General features: G+C 66.2%; 15 protein-coding genes and 2 pseudogenes. 11 read left to right on the top strand and 6 right to left on the bottom strand.

All coding sequences use genetic code 11. The features are described from left to right. Nucleotides 1-405, bottom strand: a pseudogene (locus AC1D2K_RS04185) (hypothetical protein); the annotation flags it as partial. A gap of 261 nt (nt 406-666) precedes the next feature. Between AC1D2K_RS04185 and AC1D2K_RS04180 the strand changes: the two are divergent. The 6 genes from AC1D2K_RS04180 to AC1D2K_RS04155 are packed head-to-tail and all read left to right on the top strand — an operon-like array spanning nt 667 to nt 6603. After that, on the top strand, nt 667-2466 hold the full coding sequence (locus AC1D2K_RS04180) for a di-heme-cytochrome C peroxidase (protein WP_478086531.1): 1800 nt from the start codon (nt 667-669) through the stop codon (nt 2464-2466). A gap of 14 nt (nt 2467-2480) precedes the next feature. After that, nucleotides 2481-3986 (top strand): DUF4331 family protein, encoded by a 1506-nt coding sequence (locus AC1D2K_RS04175; protein WP_478086530.1) that lies wholly within the window; start codon nt 2481-2483, stop codon nt 3984-3986. Continuing rightward, complete coding sequence (locus AC1D2K_RS04170; protein WP_478086528.1) at nt 3983-5143, top strand: tetratricopeptide repeat protein; 1161 nt, start codon at nt 3983-3985, stop codon at nt 5141-5143. The genes AC1D2K_RS04175 and AC1D2K_RS04170 overlap by 4 nt, the downstream gene beginning before the upstream one ends. Beyond that, nucleotides 5133-5414 (top strand): hypothetical protein, encoded by a 282-nt coding sequence (locus tag AC1D2K_RS04165; RefSeq protein ID WP_478086526.1) that lies wholly within the window; start codon nt 5133-5135, stop codon nt 5412-5414. Before AC1D2K_RS04170 ends, AC1D2K_RS04165 begins: the two co-directional genes overlap by 11 nt. A gap of 54 nt (nt 5415-5468) precedes the next feature. Further along, a complete protein-coding gene (locus AC1D2K_RS04160; RefSeq protein ID WP_478086525.1) occupies nt 5469-6071 on the top strand; it encodes a HupE/UreJ family protein in 603 nt (200 codons plus the stop codon). 49 nt (nt 6072-6120) lie between these two features. Then, nucleotides 6121-6603 carry an SRPBCC family protein gene (locus AC1D2K_RS04155; RefSeq protein WP_478086524.1) on the top strand — a complete coding sequence of 161 codons (483 nt, stop codon included), beginning with the start codon at nt 6121-6123 and terminating at the stop codon, nt 6601-6603. Nucleotides 6604-6780: 177 nt separating this feature from the next. Here the strand turns inward: AC1D2K_RS04155 and AC1D2K_RS04150 are convergent, their stop codons facing one another. Further along, nucleotides 6781-7518, bottom strand: a complete 738-nt coding sequence (locus tag AC1D2K_RS04150; RefSeq protein WP_478086522.1) for a transporter — start codon at nt 7516-7518, stop codon at nt 6781-6783. Between the two features lie 394 nt (nt 7519-7912). On the opposite strand from AC1D2K_RS04150, the gene AC1D2K_RS04145 reads away from it, so the two are divergent. The 5 genes and pseudogenes from AC1D2K_RS04145 (at nt 7913) to AC1D2K_RS04125 (ending at nt 15847) form a co-directional block, all read left to right on the top strand. Further along, nucleotides 7913-9742 (top strand): sensor histidine kinase, encoded by a 1830-nt coding sequence (locus AC1D2K_RS04145; RefSeq protein WP_478086520.1) that lies wholly within the window; start codon nt 7913-7915, stop codon nt 9740-9742. 359 nt (nt 9743-10101) lie between these two features. Next, complete coding sequence (locus AC1D2K_RS04140) at nt 10102-10410, top strand: hypothetical protein (RefSeq protein ID WP_478086519.1); 309 nt, start codon at nt 10102-10104, stop codon at nt 10408-10410. Beyond that, entirely contained in the window at nt 10407-15110 is a 4704-nt protein-coding gene (locus AC1D2K_RS04135) for an autotransporter outer membrane beta-barrel domain-containing protein (RefSeq protein ID WP_478086518.1), read from the top strand. The genes AC1D2K_RS04140 and AC1D2K_RS04135 overlap by 4 nt, the downstream gene beginning before the upstream one ends. Before the next feature lie 366 nt (nt 15111-15476). Then, nucleotides 15477-15668, top strand: a pseudogene (locus tag AC1D2K_RS04130) (IS1096 element passenger TnpR family protein); the annotation flags it as partial. Then, a complete protein-coding gene (locus AC1D2K_RS04125) occupies nt 15626-15847 on the top strand; it encodes an IS1096 element passenger TnpR family protein (RefSeq protein ID WP_478086534.1) in 222 nt (73 codons plus the stop codon). The pseudogene AC1D2K_RS04130 and the gene AC1D2K_RS04125, both read left to right, overlap by 43 nt. Nucleotides 15848-16353: 506 nt before the next feature. Here AC1D2K_RS04125 and AC1D2K_RS04120 read toward each other — a convergent pair. The 4 genes from AC1D2K_RS04120 to AC1D2K_RS04105 all read right to left on the bottom strand — a co-directional run bounded on the left by AC1D2K_RS04120 (nt 16354) and on the right by AC1D2K_RS04105 (nt 18965). After that, on the bottom strand, nt 16354-17124 hold the full coding sequence (locus tag AC1D2K_RS04120; protein WP_478086517.1) for an esterase/lipase family protein: 771 nt from the start codon (nt 17122-17124) through the stop codon (nt 16354-16356). Between the two features lie 75 nt (nt 17125-17199). Then, complete coding sequence (locus AC1D2K_RS04115; protein ID WP_478086515.1) at nt 17200-17832, bottom strand: TetR/AcrR family transcriptional regulator; 633 nt, start codon at nt 17830-17832, stop codon at nt 17200-17202. A gap of 29 nt (nt 17833-17861) precedes the next feature. Continuing rightward, nucleotides 17862-18278, bottom strand: coding sequence for a phasin family protein (locus AC1D2K_RS04110; protein WP_478086513.1), 417 nt, complete (start codon nt 18276-18278; stop codon nt 17862-17864). A gap of 138 nt (nt 18279-18416) precedes the next feature. Continuing rightward, nucleotides 18417-18965 carry a hypothetical protein gene (locus AC1D2K_RS04105; protein WP_478086512.1) on the bottom strand — a complete coding sequence of 183 codons (549 nt, stop codon included), beginning with the start codon at nt 18963-18965 and terminating at the stop codon, nt 18417-18419. Between the last annotated feature and the right edge of the window lie 297 nt (nt 18966-19262).

Here is a 19262-nt window from a genome sequence, read left to right as displayed (position 1 = left end):
CGTCGTCTGCTTCATCGCCGCCCCGCCGGGGAGCTGTCCGACCTGGGCGCGGTCGACGGCTGTCGTCGACGTGGCCATGCGGATGCCGTTGCCCGTCTGGAAGTCCAGCGCCACCGACTGAATGTAGGTCGCATCGACCATGTCGCCGACCTTCACCTGCGCCAGGTTCTTGACCCGCGGGTCGACCATCACCGCGAACTCATTGCCCTCCGGACCCTTGAGGGTCACGATGCGGTTCTTCGCGTCGATCGCCGTCACCAGCGCGGAGATCGAAACCTCTTTCAACATGTCCCGGACATCCAGCACCTTCGGTGAGGCCGAAGGCGTGCTCGGCTGCGCCATGGCCGGCGCACTGAATGCCAGCGCCGAAGCCAGGGCGAGAACTGTGTAGTGGGCTGCTTTCATTTTTAGATTTTCCTTTTTGTGTCCGGATAGACGGACCGCTCGCGGTACCCATGCCAGATCAGATGACCTGATATCGCGGTGATCGCTCGCACCCCGCCCTACCGATTTTCCCGATTGCCGTGCGGCCCGCAATCCGGACGGCCACGCAGAAATACGTACGTGGCCCTAGGTGGGCACCGGGATAGGCCATCAGGTTCGCTTGACGTAAAAACGGCCAGCGCGTCGAACTACACGATGACTTATTCGATCCCAGGGACTTCCATGCAGCTTTCCATTCGGCCCCGCGGGGCCAGGACCTTCGCCTTCTCATCCATCGCCGCCCTGCTGCTCGGCGTGGCACCCATGGAGCAGTCCGCAGCGCAGCCTGCAGCGACTGCGCCGGGACCCGTCGTCTTCCTCGACCAGGGCTGGACGCCGGCCGAACGGGCCTGGTACTACCAGGTCTCTCAGGGCTCGGCCGTGTTGTCCTACGACCTGTTCCTGAACCTCGAGCAGGCCGGCAGCCAGGAACTGTTCCGCTCCGACGCCAACAGCGACCGCTTCGGCCTGATCACCCAACCGGCCGATCCGCAGAACAATCCCGATGCACTGCCGATCGGGCTGAGCAAGACGATCGTCAAGAGGAAGGGCAGCAGCGTGGAAGACGTGCAGCTCGGCCTGACTTGCGCCGCGTGCCACAACGCCCAACTCAACTACCAGGGCAAGCGCATCCGTATCGATGGCGGCGTCGCCAATACCTTCGACATGTTGGGCTACGTGACCGCCCTCGACGATGCGATGCAGGCCACGCTGGCGGACAAGCAGAAGTTCGATCGCCTGGCGGTCAAGCTCGGCGCGATGAGTGCGGACGCGAAGAGCGAACTGGGCAAGCGCTTCGAGCGCGAAGCCGCCCCGATTCGCGACTACCGCACGCGCACGCTCGCGACGCCGACCCTCTGGGGGCCGTCGCGGATCGACGCCATCTCCGCCATCGTCAACCGGCTGCTGGCGATCGAGACCAACATCCCGCAGAATTCGTCCACCCCGCTCGCGCCGACCAAGCCGCCCTTCCTGTGGAACGCGCCGCACGGTTCGTGGACCCAGTGGCGGGCCTCGCAGCAGGACCCGATCAATCGCAACCTCGTCGAATCGATGGGCGTCTACCTGCCGATGAACCTGCACGCCAAGTCGCCAGAGGAAGGGCTCTTCGATTCGAATGCACAGCTGCTCAACCTGCAGCAGATCGAGAACCAGTTGACGCGGCTCGCGCCGCCCAAGTGGCCGGAAGAGGTCTTCGGCCGGATCGACCGCCAGAAGGCCGCCGTCGGCAAGGCGCTGTTCTCGAACCATTGCGCGAGTTGCCACAACGCCTGGCCCTACACGTGGACGCCGCCGAACAAGTATGGCAAGCGCTTCCTGGAGGTCGGCGTGGTGCCGCAGAAGTACGTCGGCACGGACCCGGGCCAGTTCGACAACCTGCGGCCCTACGCCATCACGGGCAACCTCGCGCCCTACCTTCCTGGACCCTTCAAGGACAAGGAAGTCATCCCGACGGGCGCCCTGTACTTGATCACGCAAAAGCTGGTTCTGGACAAGGCACTGTCCGAGCTGAAACTGGATGAACAGCAAACCGCCAACCTCCACGGCTACCGCGAGTTGCCGGCGCCCCGCCAGACGGAAGACGCGTACAAGGCGGCGCCGCGCGACGGCGTGTGGGCCACGCCGCCGTTCATGCACAACGGCTCGGTGCCCAATCTCTACGAAATGCTGATCCCGGCCAAGGAGCGCACCAAGAAGTTCTATGTCGGTCGCGAATTCGACCCCGTCAAGGTGGGCCTGGACACCAGCGGCAAGAGCGGCACCTTCCTGCTCGACACCTCGCTGAGAGGCAATTCGAACAGCGGCCATTCATTCGAGAACGGGCCGCGCGGCAATGGCGTCGTCGGTCCGCTGCTTACGGAAGCGCAGCGTTGGGCGCTGGTCGAATACCTGAAGTCGATTCCGGAAGAACCTGGACGGGCTACGCCCTTCGGCGGCCCGCCGAATGCGGTCACGGGGACCAGCAAATGGTCTCGCCACTAAGCGAAGGCTGAACCATGTCCGACCACGTCGATGGCCCGCGCCAGATCGGTGACCCCTCGGCCGACCTGACCGATCTTTTTGCCTTCACCAGCCCGGCGGACCCGAACCGCACCGTGCTGGCGGCGAACGTGTTCCCCTCCGCCGGCACGCAGGCGATGTTCTCGAACGCCATCGACCACGCCATCGTCGTGCGCCGGCTGACGATCGCTGGCACGGGCGAGCAGACCAAGTTCAGATCGAGCGATCCGGAGCTTCGATTCACTTTCCGCTTCGACGTGCTGGAGCGCGCCGCGGAAGGCAAGAGGCCGGTGCAACGCGGCACCTGCACGCTGCCCGGCGGCCAGACGATCCGCTTCGTCGTCGACGACGAGAAGGGATCGACCTCGGCCGACGGCACCTACCGCGTGTTCGCCGGGCTGCGCTCCGACCCCTTCTACCTGGCCTGGATCGTGGCCGAGATGAAGAAGTTTCCCAACTTGCTTCAGCACGACAACGTGTTGAGTTTCCTGATCGAGTTCGACACGCGCCGCGTGCTGGATCCGGCCAAGGGTTCCCTCTTCGGCGTCGTCGCCGAGACCATCCCGATACCGAAGCCCGGTGGCTTCATCGGCCACGAGCCGCCGCGCATCGACTGGGTCGGCCGCCCCGAGCAGACCAACATGCGGCTGAACAACAACGGGATGACTGGAACCGACGACCTGCGCGACCTGTGGAACCAGCAGACGCCCTTCGCGATCTCGGAGGAGTTCATGCCCCTGTTCCGCAAGCGCATGGTCGACAGCCTGAAGAACTGGGACCTGCGCGACGGCAAGGCCGACTGGACGCCGGCGGCGCTGGCCGCCAACGCCAACATGTTCCTCGACGACTTCATGGTCATCGATGTCGCGAAACCCACCTCGGACACCAGCCACCTGGAGATCGAGAAAAGCACGCTCGCGGGCCGTCCGCATCAAACGGGCGGGGGCCGCACGGTCGACGCGAACGTCATCGACATCCTGCTCACCTGGATGGTGAACCACGACCGGGAGTTCCTGCAGGGCGGCTCGACCGGTGCGACCAAGCCGGGCACATCGACCTTCCCCTACCTGGCCTCGCCGAACGCGGAACTCCAGAACTTGGCCTTCTCCGTCGATCTCGCCGCGCCGCCCGAGCAGGTCTGGGCCCTCATCGGCGGCTTCGGCGGTCACTGGCATCCACTGATCGCGAGCATCCGATTGACCGGCACCGGGGTCGGTCAACTGCGCACGATCGAGACCATCGACGGCAAGCAGATCATCGAACGGCTCGACGCGATCGACAACGCGCAACGAAGCTACCGCTACACCTCGATCGCCGGTATCCCGGCCACGGACTACACCGGCATGCTGGACGTCAAGCCCAAGGGCAACGGCAGCTCGGTCGAGTGGCGGGTGCAGTACATGCCCGGCGGCCAGCCCGACATCATCGTGAAGACCATCAGCTCGACGCTCCTGAAGGCCGGCCTCGAAAGCCTGAAGCCGCGCTTCGGGGTCCCCAAATGATCGCCGAACCCGATCTCGCGACCGGTCCCGTGCAGGCCACCGACGGCATCATCGCCGCCATCAACCTGCGAAGCACGCTCGCGCAATCATGGAACCGCTTCTGGCACGCGCCGCTGCGGGCGGGCATCGCCGAGGGCCTCCTCGAGCAGGAACAGCTCAACGCGCAGTTCCTGGGTGATCTGGAAGCCTATGACCGGCTGGAGCAGTTGGCAGGTCACCTGATGCGGCGGGATCCGGACTCCGCACGCACGGCGCTCATCGAGGCCCAGGTCGCAGCATCGACCCATCGCTTCGCCCATGCGAGGGAATGCCTCGCACGAGCCACGCAGCGAGGCTGTCCCGCGCTCGACGCGGAGCGGCTCGCGATGAGCATCGACCAGGCCTGCGGCACATCGCTGGAAGCGCTGCTGCAACAGAGGCTGCGCCTCGCCGAGCGCCCGGGACGTCTGGAGGACTGGGTGCCGCTGGGCTCCCTGCTGGCCGACCTGGGCGAATTCGACGCCGCAGAGCGCGCCTACTGCCGCGCGCTGGGCGCCTACCGCGATGTCTCGCCATTTGCGGTCGCATGGGTCTGCTTCCAGTTGGGTGTGCTGTGGGGTGAACGCGCACCACAGGCCCAAACGGAGCGCGCGGCCCGTTGGTACGCCAAAGCAATCGACTACCTGCCCGGCTACGTCAAGGCACGCGTGCACCTTTGCGAGATCCACCTGGCCGAAAACCGCGGCGCTCAGGCTCGCGCGTTGCTGGTTCCGGCGCTCGAGAGCGGCGACCCGGAAGTCAGCTGGCGTCTTTCCGACGTGGCGCTCGCGCTGGGCCGGTCGGCCGAAGCGCAGGCGCTGACGGAGGCCGCCCGCAGCGGCTTCGAGCGCCTGCTGGCCAGGCATCCGCTCGCCTTCGCGGACCACGCGGCGGAGTTCTATGCCGGCAGCGGCGACGATGCGCGCCGGGCGTTCGAACTGACCCGCGTCGACCTCGCGAACCGTCCGACGCTGCGGGCCTTCGAGTCGGCCCATGAGGCGGCGATACGGGCCGGCGAGGCACTGGAAGCCGCAGACATCCTGGCTGCGGCCCGCCAGCGCTGGGGAGCGACGCCCGCCTTCAGGCAGTCGCCGCTGGCCGCCCTGCCGCTACACCCGGAGACCGGCCATGCCGATTGACCGCAGGACCTTCGTGCTCGGCAGCGGCATCGCTGCCGCCGGGGGCGCGCTCGCATCTCTGGGTGCGGTCGCTGCCGTCGACCGGATGGCCGGGCCGCTGCCGGCCGCTGCGGCAACTCCGATGCGCGACGTCGCCGCCGGTCCTTCGTTCGAACTGCGGATCCTGGGATGGGATGCCAGCGACGACCGTATGGCCCTGGCGTCGCCGCCGGCCGGCGACGCCACCGGCTGGATCGCGATCGATTCGCAATGGCGGGGCGCGTGGCGCTGAGCCAACCCGACAAACCCGCTGCCTCGACGTACCCGTTCACTCCAGGGACCTGACATGAAACTTGTTCGCCATCCGACCCGGACCGCTCTCCTGCTCTTCGCCGCCCTGCCCCTCTCGGCACTCGCCCACACCGGCGTCGACCATGGTCTTCACCATGGCCTCATGGCGGGATTCCTGCATCCACTGACAGGCGCGGATCACCTGGTCGCGATGGTGGCGGTCGGGCTCTGGAGCGCCCTCGCGGCACGCCGCTGGCCGGATCTGCTGGCGGCCCCTGCGGCCTTTGCGCTGATGCTGCTGGCCGGAGCGCTCCTTGGCATGGCCGGCGTTCGCCTTCCCGCCGTGGAGTCGTCGATCGCGGTCTCGCTGCTGGTGCTCGGCCTGCTGGTCATGACGCAACGCCGGCTGCCTGCGCCGATGGCGGGCTTGCTGGTGGGCTTGTTCGCGCTCTTTCACGGCCACGCGCATGGGCAGGAACTGGCGAGCGAGTCCGACGCGACACTGGCTCTCGCGGGCATGCTGGCGGCATCGCTCCTGCTGCATGCCTCGGGCATCGCCTTGGGCGCCACGCTGCGCCGTGCGCAGCCCTGGTGGCCCCGGCTGGCCGGCCTCTTCGTCGTCGCCTTCGGTGCCACGATGCTCGGCGCCTGGGCCTGACGTCTCGCACGCTGCCCCCCCAAACACTGAACACTGACAAAGGATCGCCATGCACTTTCAATGTCGCCCGGTCGATGCGTCGTTCTTCGACACCGCGCCCATGCAATTCAAGAACGTCGTCGATCTCGATGCACCGGCATCCAAGGTCTTCGCCATCTTCGAAGACGGCGAGTCCTGGCCCCATTGGTTCCATGCCATCCACAAAGTGGTCTGGACCAGCGACAAGCCGTATGGCGTCGGCACCACCCGCACTGTCTCGCTGGCCGCCGCCACGCTCGACGAACACTTCTTCATCTGGGAGAAGGATCGCCGCATGGCGTTTTACGTGACCGGCTCCTCCATGCCGCTCACCCACGCGATGGCGGAGGACTACCAGCTCGAAGAGACCGAGCCCGGCAAGACCCGGTTCACCTAYCGCGTTGCGATGGACCCGCATCTCACGATCAGCATGGGCGGGCCACTGTCGAAGATGTATTTCGAATCGATGTTCGAGAGCGCCTGCAAGAACTTGAAGACCTATGTCCAGCCGTGAGCGGGGGAACCCCGAATCGCACCATGCCTGGACTTCTCGACGGTCGCGGTGCCAGGGTTCAGGCCGACGGCGATGATCGCCGCCTCCGATCGCCAACCCTTGGCCGCCAGCAGCTTCGCGCGATCTTTTCGCCCCATGCTCGGGTGCGGAGCCGATCGGCCGCCACAACCTGCGTGACTATTTCGGGAACATGAACTGCGCTTGCACCCGTATCTGCCAGTTGGCGCCGTTGTCAGGCTTCACGGCGTTGTAGTACGCCGAGAGCTGCGTGTTCACCGGCAGCTTGCCGAGGTGGAAGATCTTCCCAATGCCGCCGCCGAGAGGCACCGTCCATCGCTGGCTGCTGTCGGCCTTCCAGTCGGCCGTGATGATCGGGGCGGTGGTGAGATAGAAGCCGCCGCTGAAGTTGTAGTTGATGAAGGGCTGGAGCAGGAAGTTGTTGTATGAGCCGCCCTGCCTGCTGCTGCTCACCGACCAGATGTTGTTGAACAGCGCGCCGTAAACCCACGGGCTGCCGTGGTCGAGATGCAGCACCACAGCCGACGGACCCAGGCCCCAATTCTTGTTGCCCAGCTCCGAACTGCTGTTGGTGGGCATCTGCACCACCGGGCCGGCGCCCCAGATCCATTTGCCGGGGTTGGCCGGCGAGAGAAAGGCGGTCATCACCACATCGCCGACGCCGCTGGTGCTGTCGATGCCCGGGCCCAGCGCCGGCATCGAGATGACCGGCAGGATCGTGCGCGTGATGATGTTCCAGTCCTTGTTGACCGAGATCGGGATCACCGGCTGGATGTTGAGGATGTTCTGCGTCCCCTTCTCCGGCCCGTAATTCAGGTTCGTGTTGTTCTGGAACGGAACGCTGATCAGGTTGCCGACCGGATTYTGKGCMAGCTTCGCGAGCTCTTCCGCGCTCATCTCCGCCTGTGCCTGCAGAGTCGCGCACGCTGCGACGGTCACGGCGACGCGTGATACCCAGGCTGAAGACCTGAACGACATCGAGGGCACCCTTAGTTTCGAGCAGGCCATTATGGACACCCGCTCTCGAGGTCGCCATCCCGGCGCCCACTCATGGGCACGTACGTGCACCCACCCCACCCCCATCAGCCTCGACGCTCCCGGACATACGCCGGAGTCTGGCCGGCCCACATTCGGGTGACTGCCACAATCCACGGTCGGCAAAATCGTGAGATGCGAGTTGCGGCATGTGGCCGTGCAGCCGGAGCACGCCTCTGCCCAAACCTGATGGCGCCGCATCGGTGGCTACACAAGCCCGGCGCCTGGACGACGGGATACTCTCTTCATACGCACCATGGAACATGAACCAGACCCGCACGCCGAGCTGACGGCGGACCGGCTGCGCTTCGAGCGCCTGTTGTCGGAACTTTCGGCGAGCTTCATCAACCTGGAGCCGCAGTACATCGACCGCGCCATCCAGGACAGCCTCCAGCGCATCGTCGGAACGCTGGAGATCGATCGCTGCACCCTTCACCGCCTCGACCCCTTGACCGGATGGATCGAGATCACGCATTCGTTCGCGGTCGAGGGCGTCGAGCCGGTCCCGAAAGCGTTGCCGTCGCGCTCCCTGTTTCCCTGGATCATGTCGAGGTCGCTGCGAAACCTGCCAACGGTGTTCGAGCGGCTCGACGACCTGCCACCCGAGGCGGACAGCGACAAGGAAGGTTTGATCGGCGTCGGGCTCAAGTCTCACGCGACGATACCGATCGTCGTCGCCGGCGATCTGCACGGCTCGCTGAGCTTCAGCTGCGTGCGGGCCGAACGCTCATGGCCCGACAGCCTGCTGGCACAGTTGAGGCTGCTGACCCAGGTATTCGGCAGCGCGCTGGCCCGCAAACAGGCCCAGGAGGCGCTTGACATCGCGATCGGATTTGAACGTTTGGCAAGCAGCATCCTGGCCTCTCTGGTGCTGGTCCAGCCAGGCATGGAAGGCAGCGCCATCGGATCCGGCCTGCAGCAGTTCGGTGAGTTCGTGGGGGCAGAGCAGGTCTCCCTCTGGGAGCATGTCGGCGTCGAAGCGCACTTCAGCCCCGCCCGGCGCTGGGATGCGCAGGGGGTCGATGCTCCGGCCCCCGCGGAAATGTCCGGCCTGCTGCCTTGGGTCAGTGCCCAGGTGGCGGCCGGCCAGGTCGTTCGCTTGCCGCGCCTTGCCGATCTGCCGCCCGTGGCATCGCAGGACCGGTTTGCGCTGGAGGCCGGAGGCGTTCGTTCGTTGATGGTCGTGCCGATCTCGGTGGCCGGGCGGATCGAGGGCGCGCTGTCGATCGCCAGCGTGGCACGCGAGCAACCGTGGCCCGAAGCGCTGACGCCCGGCATCGCCCTGCTGGCCGGCGTCTTCGCCAGCCTGCACGCGCACGAGACCGCCGAGCGGCGCAAGCTGGCGGCGGAGGTCGAGGCAGCGCATTGGCGTGAGCGGCTGGCCCATCTGGTTCGCGTCCATACGGCTGGCGAGATGTCGGTCGCCTTGGCCCACGAGATCACCCAGCCGCTGGGCGCGATCGAAAACTATGCGATGGCAGCGCGCCGCCGCGCCGAAACGGCGATGCCCGACTTGCCGAGGGTGGTCGAGCTCCTGGACAAGGTCATCGGCCAGGCGACCCGGGCCGGCGATGTCGTGACACGCATGCGAGGCATGGCGCAGCGCCATGATCTGGACCCGAAGCCGATCGACATCATGCGGGCGGTCGACGAATGCATCGGCATGGTCAAGACAGACTGCGATCTGCGCGACATCCACGTTCACTCGGCCCCAAGCGGAAGGCTGCCGGTCGTGACGGTCGACGAGATCCACCTGCAGCAGGTCGTCCTCAACCTGCTGCGCAACGCGATGGAAGCGATCGACCTGGCCGGGCCAGGTGCGCGACGGGACATCGCCGTTGGAGTGACGGTCAACGACCATGAGGAGATCGAAGTGGCGGTGCGCGACAGCGGTGCCGGCATCCCCGAGGGCGACCTCGAACGCATCTTCGAATCCTTCTATTCGACCAAGTCCAGCGGCCTGGGCGTCGGCCTGGCGATCGGTCGCAAGCTCATCGAGGCCCACGGCGGCAAGCTCTGGGCCTCGCACAATCCCGAAGGCGGCGCCCTGTTCCACTTCACCCTTCCCGTCGCCGCACCTGATTGACGCCTGATAGCCCGTTCGCGTTCAGCGCAAAAGGGGCCCCCCATTTATCCCTGGCTTTTGAACAATCGGTCACTGCAAGCGCGTACCCAAACGATTGCGTGGTTGAAGCGCAAGCGCGACCCGGTGGTCAGCATTCGATCGTCCGGGTGACCCGTACGGGTTGCAACCTCGGCAGTCAAAAAAACTCTCCTGACACCAACGTGACGATCCAGAGTGCACCGATGCATACCTTTGGCTGACGAGCACACCGCGATGCACAGCCGGATCCACGTACGTGATGCCGTGGCTGCCGGGATAGGTCGCTCGGCACGCCGGACTCACAATCCTTTCCAGGGGGCGAATGCGATCAGGAGGCCAACATGGAGCAACGACCTGGAATCACGTGGCTCGCGAGATTCCACGATGACCTTGCCTGGGACATCTTCACACTCGACTGCATTCTGGCGACCGCATTGGCGATGACGGTCGCAATTCTCGCGAGCCTCAGCGAGACATTCGCCGAACGACTGGTCGCCTTCGAGCGCTGGGTCTGGGCGCTGTTCGCCGTCCTGGCGACCGTCGCCGTGGCATGCCTGCTGCGCATCGTGGCGTCCGATCGACACGGACCTGCCGAGCTGAACGAAGAGGCCGAACCACTCGAGAGCCGCGAAGCTGGAGACGCTGCATGAACAGGACTTTCAGAAGCCTTTGGAACGCCGCATCGGGCACCTGGGTGGCGGCACCGGAGACCTCATCCCGCGGTCGGTGCACGGGTGGCAAACTGGCCGCGCTGGGCCTGGTGCTCGCTTGCGTCGCTTCTGCAGACGCGCAGACCTTGTACTGGGACACCAATGGCACCGCTGCGGGGCTGGGCGGCGCCGGCGTCTGGGACACGACCAACGCATACTGGAACACCAACTCGACGGGCACCGGCGGCACGGTGTCGGCATGGAACAACGGTAGTCTCAACAGCGCCGTCTTCGCCGGCACGGCTGGCGCGGTCACGCTCGGCATCCCCATCACCGCCGGCAACCTGACCTTCAACACCGCTGGCTACACGCTCAGCGGGTCGACCCTCACCCTTGGCGGGGGGACGCCGACCGTTACCACGACCGCTTCCGCAACCATCGGCTCCGTCATCGCCGGCACCACGGGCCTGATCAAGGCCGGCGCTGGCACCTTGACGCTCAGTGGTGCCAACACCTTCAGTGGCGGCATCACCGTCAATGCCGGCACGCTGAGCGTCAACGCCAACGCCGCCCTCGGCAACACCGCGAACGGCATCACCATGGCCGGTGGCACCGCGCTGAACCTCACCGGCTCGCTCGCCAACAGCCGGGTGGTCACCCTGACCAGCGGCAACGTCACCCTGAGCGGCGGGGCGACCGGGGCCCGCTTCACCGGCGCCGGCGGGCTCCTCGTGCAGTCGGGGGTCACCCTGAACAACAGCGCCAGCAACTACACCGGCCAGACCATTTTCAATGGGACTGGCACGGCCGCCGTCTCATTTTCGTTCGCCTCCATCGCCAACCTGGGCGTGGCCAGCGCCCTGGGCGCGCCGATCACGGCGGCCAACGGCACCGTTCTGGTGAACGCCTCCCAAGGCGGCACGACGGTGAACTACACCGGCAGTGGCGCCAGCAACTCCAACCGCAACTGGACGCTGCAGAACGCCATCAATGGGGGAAGCACTACGCTGCGCACTCAGGGCGCCGGTACCCTGACCCTGACCGGCGATATCCTGATGAGCGGCAACGGGCCGGTGGGCGGCACCTTCAACGCCGCTGGGGCCAACATGGCTTTGCTCGGCGTGATCAGCGAAGGCGGCGGCTTCGCGAAGAATGTGGCCTACACCGGTATCAGCACCGGCACGCAGACCATCACCCTCGGCGGCGCCAACACCTATACCGGCAACAACACCATCACGCGTGTGACGGTGCAGGCCCCGGTGCTCGCGGATGTGGGAACCGTCAGCTCCCTCGGCACCGGCTCAGGCGCCTCTAGCCCCTTCAACCTCATCAACTTCGGCGGCAGATTGAGCTATACCGGCGCGGGCGCCAGCAGCAACCGCGTCTGGAACATCAACAACGGCACCATCAGCAACGACGGCAGCGGTGCGTTGACGCTCAGCGGCACCATGGCGATCGCCTTTGGCACCGCCACGCTCGGCGGCAGTTTCAGCGGTGCAACCAACAGCGCATCCGGCGTCATCTCCGGCGCCGGCGGCTTGGTCGCCAACGGCGCAGGCACCTGGGTGCTCACCGGCAGCAACACCTATACGGGCGGCACGACAATCAGCGCGGGCACGCTGCAACTGGGCAACGGCGGCGCCACCGGCTCCATCGTTGGCGACGTCACCAACAACGCTGCCCTGGTCATCAACCGTTCGGACCCAGTCACCTTCGCTGGCGCAATCTCCGGCACAGGCGCCGTTACCAAGCTCGGCACCAACACGCTGACGCTGACCGCTGACAACACGTACAACGGCGCCACCACCATCGATGCGGGCACGTTGCAACTGGGCAATGGCGGCACCACCGGTGCTGTCGCGGGTGATATCAACAACAACGGCGCCCTGGTCCTCAACCGTTCGAACGCCGTCACCCTGGGCGGCGCCATCTCCGGCGCCGGGAGCCTCTCGCAGATCGGCAGCGGTGTCACCACGCTCAGCGGCAACAGCGCTGCTTTCTCTGGCAGCACCAGCGTGAGCAATGGCACCTTGCAGGTCAACGGCATCCTGGGCACCGCGGCCAGCACGCTCAATGTTTCCGGCGGCGGCACGCTCGGGGGCACCGGCACGATCGGCGGCAGCGTCTCGATCGCCGACGGCATCCTCGCGCCCGGCAACTCGCCCGGCACCCTGACCATCAACGGCAACCTGGCGCTCACCAACGCCTCGGTGCTCAACTACGAATTCGGGCAGGCCGGCGTCGTCGGCGGGCCGCTCAACGACCTGACCGTGGTGGGCGGCAACCTCGCGCTGGACGGCACGATCAACGTCACCGTCCCGCCGGGCGGCACCTATGGTCCCGGCCTTTCGCGAGTGATCAGCTACGGTGGCGCGCTCACCGACAACGGACTCATCCTCGGCACGCAGCCCGCCGGCAGCGTGAATCTGGTGCAGACTTCCATCCCCGGGCAGGTCAACCTGATCAACACGGCCGGCCTGACGCTGAACTTCTGGGACGGCGGCACCGCACCGCGCAACAATGCCGTAGTCAATGGCGGCGACGGCGTCTGGCAGGCCTCGGCCGGCAACGCCAACTGGACCGAATCCACCGGCGCCATCAACGCACCCTACACGAATGGCAGCTTCGCGATCTTTGCGGGATCGCCAGGCGCCGTCACGGTCGACAACAGCCTGGGCGCGGTGGTCTCAGGCGGCATGCAGTTCGCGACCGGCGGCTATGTGGTGCAAGGCCAGCCGATCACGCTGGCCGCCGGCAGCAACATCGTGCGCGTGGGTGACGGCACGGCGCCGGGCGCGGGCTACGTGGCCACCATCGCGTCGCAGTTGGCCGGCATCGGCGGTATCGACAAGACCGACCTGGGCACGCTGGTCCTGACGGGAGCCAACAGCTACACCGGCGGCACGACGATCAGCGCGGGCACCGTGCAGCTCGGCAACGGCGGCACGACCGGGTCCATCGTGGGGGACGTGATCGACAACGGCACGCTGGCCTTCCTTCGCTCCGACGACTTCACCTTCGGCAACGTCATCTCCGGCACCGGCTCGGTCACCAAGCTCGGCACCAACACGCTCAGCCTGACTGGTGCCAACAGCTACACGGGGGCCACCACCGTGGCCGCCGGCACCTTGCGCGCGGGCGCGGCCAATACCTTCAGCGCCGCTTCGGCCCACACGGTGGCGCAGGGCGCCACGCTCGACACGGCAGGCTTCAACCAGCGCGTCGCCGCATTGACCCACAGCGGCACGGTCAACCTGGCGAGTGGCGTGGCGGGCAGTACGCTCACGGTCACAGGGCCGTATGTGGGCAATGGCGGACTGCTAAGACTCGGCACCGCCCTGGCCGGCAGCGCCAGCGTGAGCGACAGGCTGGTTCTCGAGGGTCCCGCGGCCGTGGCGAACGGCAGCACCGGCGTGCAGGTCGTCAACCTCAGTGGCCTGGGTGCGCTGACCACGGGCAGCGGCATCGAGATCATCAGTGCGCTCAATGGCGCCACCACGACAGCGCAAACCACCAAGAGCGCTTTCAGCCTGGTGGGGGGTCATGTGGATGCAGGCGCGTTCGAATACCGGCTCCACGCTGCCGATGCGTTGGGCGCGGGCGAGAGTTGGTACCTGCGGTCGACGACGACAGTCGTTCCGCCTGTGATACCGCCAGCGGATCCGGCGGCGGGACTGYCATTGCCACCCTCGCTTCCTCCAGTCCAGGTGCCGACCTATCGGGCCGAAGTGCCGCTGGTGGCAGYCCTGCCGGCGCAGTTCAGGCAAGCCGATCTGGCGATGCTGGGCAACCTGCATCGGCGCATGGGCGATGAGGATCCCGCCGCCGGCCCTGGCTCCAGCGCCGGCACCGCTTCAGCCGCAACGGCCGCAGGCACGCGCCGGGCTTGGGGCCGCCTCGTGTATGCGGACCTCGACATCGATCAACCGGGCATTGCGCAGCCCCGTAGCGATGGACACGTGAGCGGCCTGCAGGTTGGCTCCGACCTGTTCGTCGCCCAAGACTGGAAGTCAGGACTCTATGTCGGCTATCTGGACGGTAGCGCCGATGTCGCCGGCAATGCGCGCGGGCTCACGGCGCGCGTGGGCAGTAATGACCTGCGCTCGCGCTTCCTCGGCGCATACGCGACCTGGATGGATGCCAGTGGCTGGTACGTGGACAGCGTGCTGCAGGGGGCGAGCCAGCGCTATGACGTCAAACCCGACATCAATCCCCGGGTCTCCGGCAAGGCCAGCAGCTTCACGGCTTCGATCGAAAGCGGAAAACCCTTTGCGGTCAACGAGCGCTGGAGCATCGAGCCGCAGGCGCAGCTCGCCTGGCAGCACAGCAGCTTCGACGACTTGTTCCTCGGCGGCGCGCGCGTGCAACAGGACGCGGACAGCGGCTGGATCGGTCGGCTCGGCGTGCGCATCAAGGGGGATCTCGCAGCGGGCGGCGGACGGCTGCAGCCCTATGGGCGCCTGAACCTGTACTACGCCAGCTTCGGCGACGACGCGGCCACCTTCATCGGACCGGCGGGAGCGACCGTCATCGCGAGCGGAGGCGGCTACAGCGCCGCCGAAGTGGCTGCCGGCGCGACCCTGGCGCTGACGGCAGCGACGAGCCTCTACGGGGAACTCGGCCATCTGTGGAGCATCGGCGGTGACGCCACCGTGAAATCCTCCGTGCAGGCTTCGCTCGGCATCAAGGTCCGCTGGTAGAGCCGTGCTGGCTGTGGAGGTCCTCGGCCCAGTGCCACCGGAGCGCGGTCCACGTCGAGGTGGCGATGGTGTTCCAACGCATCGACCCACATCGGGCTCAAGGCCTTCAGCTGCTTGCCGCAGGCTCGATCGGCGACCTCCCACAGCACCGTCAGCGCTTGCCGCACCGCCTCGGCAACAGACGATTGCGTGCCCGCGTTTCCTTCGCGGTGGCCTCTTCTTGCAACACCCGAACGGCGTGATTGCAGTGATAGCCGTTCAAGCCACGAACTCATCCAGGATCTTCGCCTTCTCCAGCGGTGGCGCACCGCTGTAGAGCGCTCACAGTGCGTAGGGATGTGCGCTGCAGCAGAGTAGGCTTCGGGCATGGAACCTGGGGCCGCTTCCGGGCAGCCGATCCTGCAACTTCGAGTGGTGCTGCGCCGCCACATCAGCCCGCTGATTTGGCGCCGACTGCTCGTGTGCCGCGACACGAACAGTGCGCATTTGCACCACATCCTGCAGGTGGCGTTCGGGTGGGAAGACCTGCACCTCCATCGCTTCGATATCCGTGGGCGCGAATACGGCGTCTTCAAGAACGGGGGCCTGCATTTCTCCACCGACGCCCGCGCGGTTCGATCGGCGACTTGCATCTGCGGCTCGGCGAACGATTCACCTATGAGTACGACCTGGGCGACAGCTGGATGCATGATCTGCGCATCGAAGCGACCCTACCGGTTGACCTCAGGCTGAGCTAGCCGCCGTGCACTGCAGGACACAGAGCCGCACCGCCGCCCGAGGACTGCGGCGGYGCGCAGGCGTTCATGACCGACCGATCCGTTCACGCCCTCATCGGCGAGCGCCAAGCGCGTGAGCTGCGGGAGGACCTCATCGATGACATGGACGATAGGAGGAATGGGACATCCTGAGCCGAAATCGCCCTGACCGCTTCGACCGGCGGCGAGCGGTACCTATGTGGCGAGCGTATTTCCACCAGATTCGTGGAGTCCGCCGTCAAACAGCCTGTGGCCAACATCGCCTCGCTGGGCGAGGATGCAGTTCAAGCGCCTGATAGCGCCTTCCCGGGCCGCGTCGACTAGGCGGCCTGCCCAGACCTGGCCGGACACGAGGCTTAAAGCCTGCGACGCGCCGATCATGATCGACGCGGTGTGCGCCGTGGTGCAACATCGTGGCCAAGAGGCAGCCGACTTTCATGCGAACGTCTTCGTCGGCAGGCGTGACACGGCACCAGCCGCACCGTAGTTCAGTGTGGACGCGCGGGATCGGGATAGATCAGCGGCCCGAACATTCCGCGATCGAAGGGCTTCCAGTGCCCTTCGGGCTGGGCCAGACGATCGGCCAATGCCAACAGCACCGCCGGATGCGCGCAAAGACCCAGGTGGCTCGCCACCACCTCGATGTTCTCCGATTGCGGCCCGGTTTCCTCGATGCTGCAGCGCCAAGCGACGACGCCGTCACTGCGGCTGAAGATCGACGTGGTCGGCACCGAAGGCCTCCGCTGCACGTGCTTCATGCGGCGCGGATCTTCCGAACTCAGGCCACTSACACCCTCATAGACSCGCCATGCATTCGTCGCGCGRGCGCTGCCGGTGAATGGGCTGCCCAGCGTGACCACGCTGCGCACGAGATCCGGCCAGCTCGACGCGAGCTGTCGCGCATAGACGCCGCCCAGGCTCCACCCGACGAGGCTGACCTTGCGGCCACTCTGGGCATGCAGCGATTCGAGCTTGCGCGCCATGCCCTCTTCCACGCCATCGCGCGGCCCGAGGTTTCGGCCCAGGCCCCACCCGTGCGCGTCGTAGCCGCGGCTGCGCAGATAGTGCCGCAGCAGCTTGGTGGAAAGGTCGCTCGCGATCAGCCCCGGCAGCACGAGCACCGGATGGCCGTCGCCGCGCGGCGCCAGTTGCAACAGCGGCCATAGCGCCACGGCGGCACCGACCTCCCAGAGGGCACGTCCTTCGGCGAGGAGCAGCAGCCGCGAAGGCGGCGCGATGGGTTCATGAGCCGCGGTCATCCTCGATGCTCCTTGTGTCGTTCATTTTGAATGGGCAGTCGCGATGCCACCAAGCCAATCGGCCGACAGCGCTATTCATCCGAGGTATTTGCCCCGCAGGTAATCGAGGTAAGCCCTCGATTCGCGCGAGACATACGGAGAAATCAGCGTCAGCGTGTAGAAAGCCGCAAACCCCGGGTCGGCTTGCCGCAAGGCATCGCGGCCCGGCACGAGGCGCTCGAACGACAGCCAGCAGGTCGTGGTAAAGACCATCTGCAGCGCCAGCATCTGCGCCTCCTCCGCGGTCGCCTCGATGACACCGGCGGCGACCAGCGTCTCGCACAGCGACTTGGCCGACAAAAGGTTTTGCGCCGTCAGCGCCTGGGCGCGCTGGCCCAGCGCGGGATATTCACTAGAGAGAAAGGCCATGTCGCGATAGACGAAGCGGTAGCCATCGATCGCCTCGAAGCGCAGATGGAGCGCCAGCCACAGGTCGTCGATCGCACGCACGTTGTCTGCCGATGCATTGAGCAGTTCGAGGCTTTCCTCGAAACGCCGGAAGAGCCGCTCGACGATGAGCTGCTTGGCCTTGAAGTGGTAGTGGAGGTTGCCGGGGCTGATGTCGAGCTCGGCGGCAATGCGGTGCGTCGACACCGCCGCGAGCCCCTGCGCATTGAACAGCGCAAGGCTGGTCTGCAGGATGCGTTCTCGCGTGTTGGAACTGGCCACGGGCTGAAGATCGCTCTGTCCGCCGGACCTCAGCGCTTGCGCCGACCGGCTTCAAGCCGCTCGACGCGGTCGAGCAGCAGTCGCATCTGCTCGCGCAGTTCCTGGAATTCCTGGGCGCTCGGCATGCCGAGGCGTGGAAGCGACGTGGCGACGCGTTGATCGAACACGTCCTCGAACTTGCGGATGCCGAAAGTCTCGAGGCCGGGAAAGCGCGGCGGGATGCTCTTGTCGCTCGCGGGATCGGTCTTGCCGAGGCCGAGGAAGCTTTCGATCACGTTGGACTGGTGCTTGACGACATCGTCGCGCACCGTGCCCAACGCCTTGAGGCCTGCGCGCAGGAGGCCTTTCGGGCCAGTCTGGTCGGCTTTATCGTTGGGTGGCGCGATCGTGGGCACAACCGCCCTGGCCGCGGGCTTCCTGCGCGCTGGGGCGTTCTTGGCGGGCACCGTCTTCTTGGGCGGTGGCGCCGCCTTCTTGGCCGGCGGCGCCGCCTTCTTCTTCACGCTGTCAGTTTCATCGCGGCGAGTCGCCATGCGTTGCTCCAGGGGACGTTACGGAAGAGAGGCGGTCGCCCGCCTCCGGAATCAGACCTTGTTGACTGCGCGGCTCGTGCGGGCACGACGCGTTGCGGGCTTGGCCTTCACGGTTTTTTCCTTGGCCACTGCATTGTCATTGCCGGACACGCGGCTTTCGATTTGCTTGGCGCCGGCGGCGACCGTGTCGGCGATCTTCACCGACACGTCAGCGATCGGCTGGTGCACGCTGTGGAAAGCGTTCATGGCCGAGGCACCCAGCGGCGCTTCGATGCGGGCGGCGATGCTGGCGATCGATTCGATGCCGTTGGTCGCGCCAGTGGCCACGCGATCCATCAGCGCGACGATGCTGCTGGTGTCGATGTCAAGACGGTTCGCGAGGAAACCGGTCACCTGCTCTTGCGCGCTCAGCAGGCGGGCCTTGTCATCGTCGCTCACCATCGGCAGTTCGCGAGCGTCCAGGAACGCGCTGTAGCGCGACGCGGCGCCGCCCAGCAGGCGATGCGCACCAGCGCGGTAGGCGCTGACGAGGGTCTTGCCTGCGTCGTTGTATTGGCCGACGACGTGGATGGCGGCGGTGGAGATGGATTGCGTGGACATGGTGGTTTCCTTGAAGTTGAGGGAACGCGCCATGGTTCTGGCGCGATGGGGTCATCTTCTTTGAAAAGCCCTAGGCCTTGAAAACTAGAACGGTTCGATAGTTAGTCCAATTGCCCCAATTTCGCGCCGGCACGACAGAGCCGTCCGATGCCATTGCATCGAGTGCATGGGTCGCGCCCTGAATATGCATTGGACTCCTTCCTCGTCCATCGGAATAATCGCGGCCAACAAGGCGCCATTGCGGCGCATTGCCTTCGAGGCCGCGCCACCCTCGCCCGCTGGCGCACCAGGCCGAGC

It is taken from the genome of Variovorax sp. P1_H12_2 (genome assembly GCF_056405335.1).
This window is presented reverse-complemented; position numbering and strand designations above follow the sequence as displayed.

What these genes read in the sequence shown, in the direction of transcription:
- AC1D2K_RS04140 (WP_478086519.1), top strand. Translation starts at nt 10,102, where the DNA reads ATGGAGCAACGACCTGGAATCACGTGGCTCGCGAGATTCCACGATGAC.
- AC1D2K_RS04180 (WP_478086531.1), top strand. Translation starts at nt 667, where the DNA reads ATGCAGCTTTCCATTCGGCCCCGCGGGGCCAGGACCTTCGCCTTCTCA.
- AC1D2K_RS04170 (WP_478086528.1), top strand. Translation starts at nt 3,983, where the DNA reads ATGATCGCCGAACCCGATCTCGCGACCGGTCCCGTGCAGGCCACCGAC.
- AC1D2K_RS04165 (WP_478086526.1), top strand. Translation starts at nt 5,133, where the DNA reads ATGCCGATTGACCGCAGGACCTTCGTGCTCGGCAGCGGCATCGCTGCC.
- AC1D2K_RS04175 (WP_478086530.1), top strand. Translation starts at nt 2,481, where the DNA reads ATGTCCGACCACGTCGATGGCCCGCGCCAGATCGGTGACCCCTCGGCC.
- AC1D2K_RS04105 (WP_478086512.1), bottom strand. Translation starts at nt 18,965, where the DNA reads ATGTCCACGCAATCCATCTCCACCGCCGCCATCCACGTCGTCGGCCAA.
- AC1D2K_RS04145 (WP_478086520.1), top strand. Translation starts at nt 7,913, where the DNA reads ATGGAACATGAACCAGACCCGCACGCCGAGCTGACGGCGGACCGGCTG.
- AC1D2K_RS04160 (WP_478086525.1), top strand. Translation starts at nt 5,469, where the DNA reads ATGAAACTTGTTCGCCATCCGACCCGGACCGCTCTCCTGCTCTTCGCC.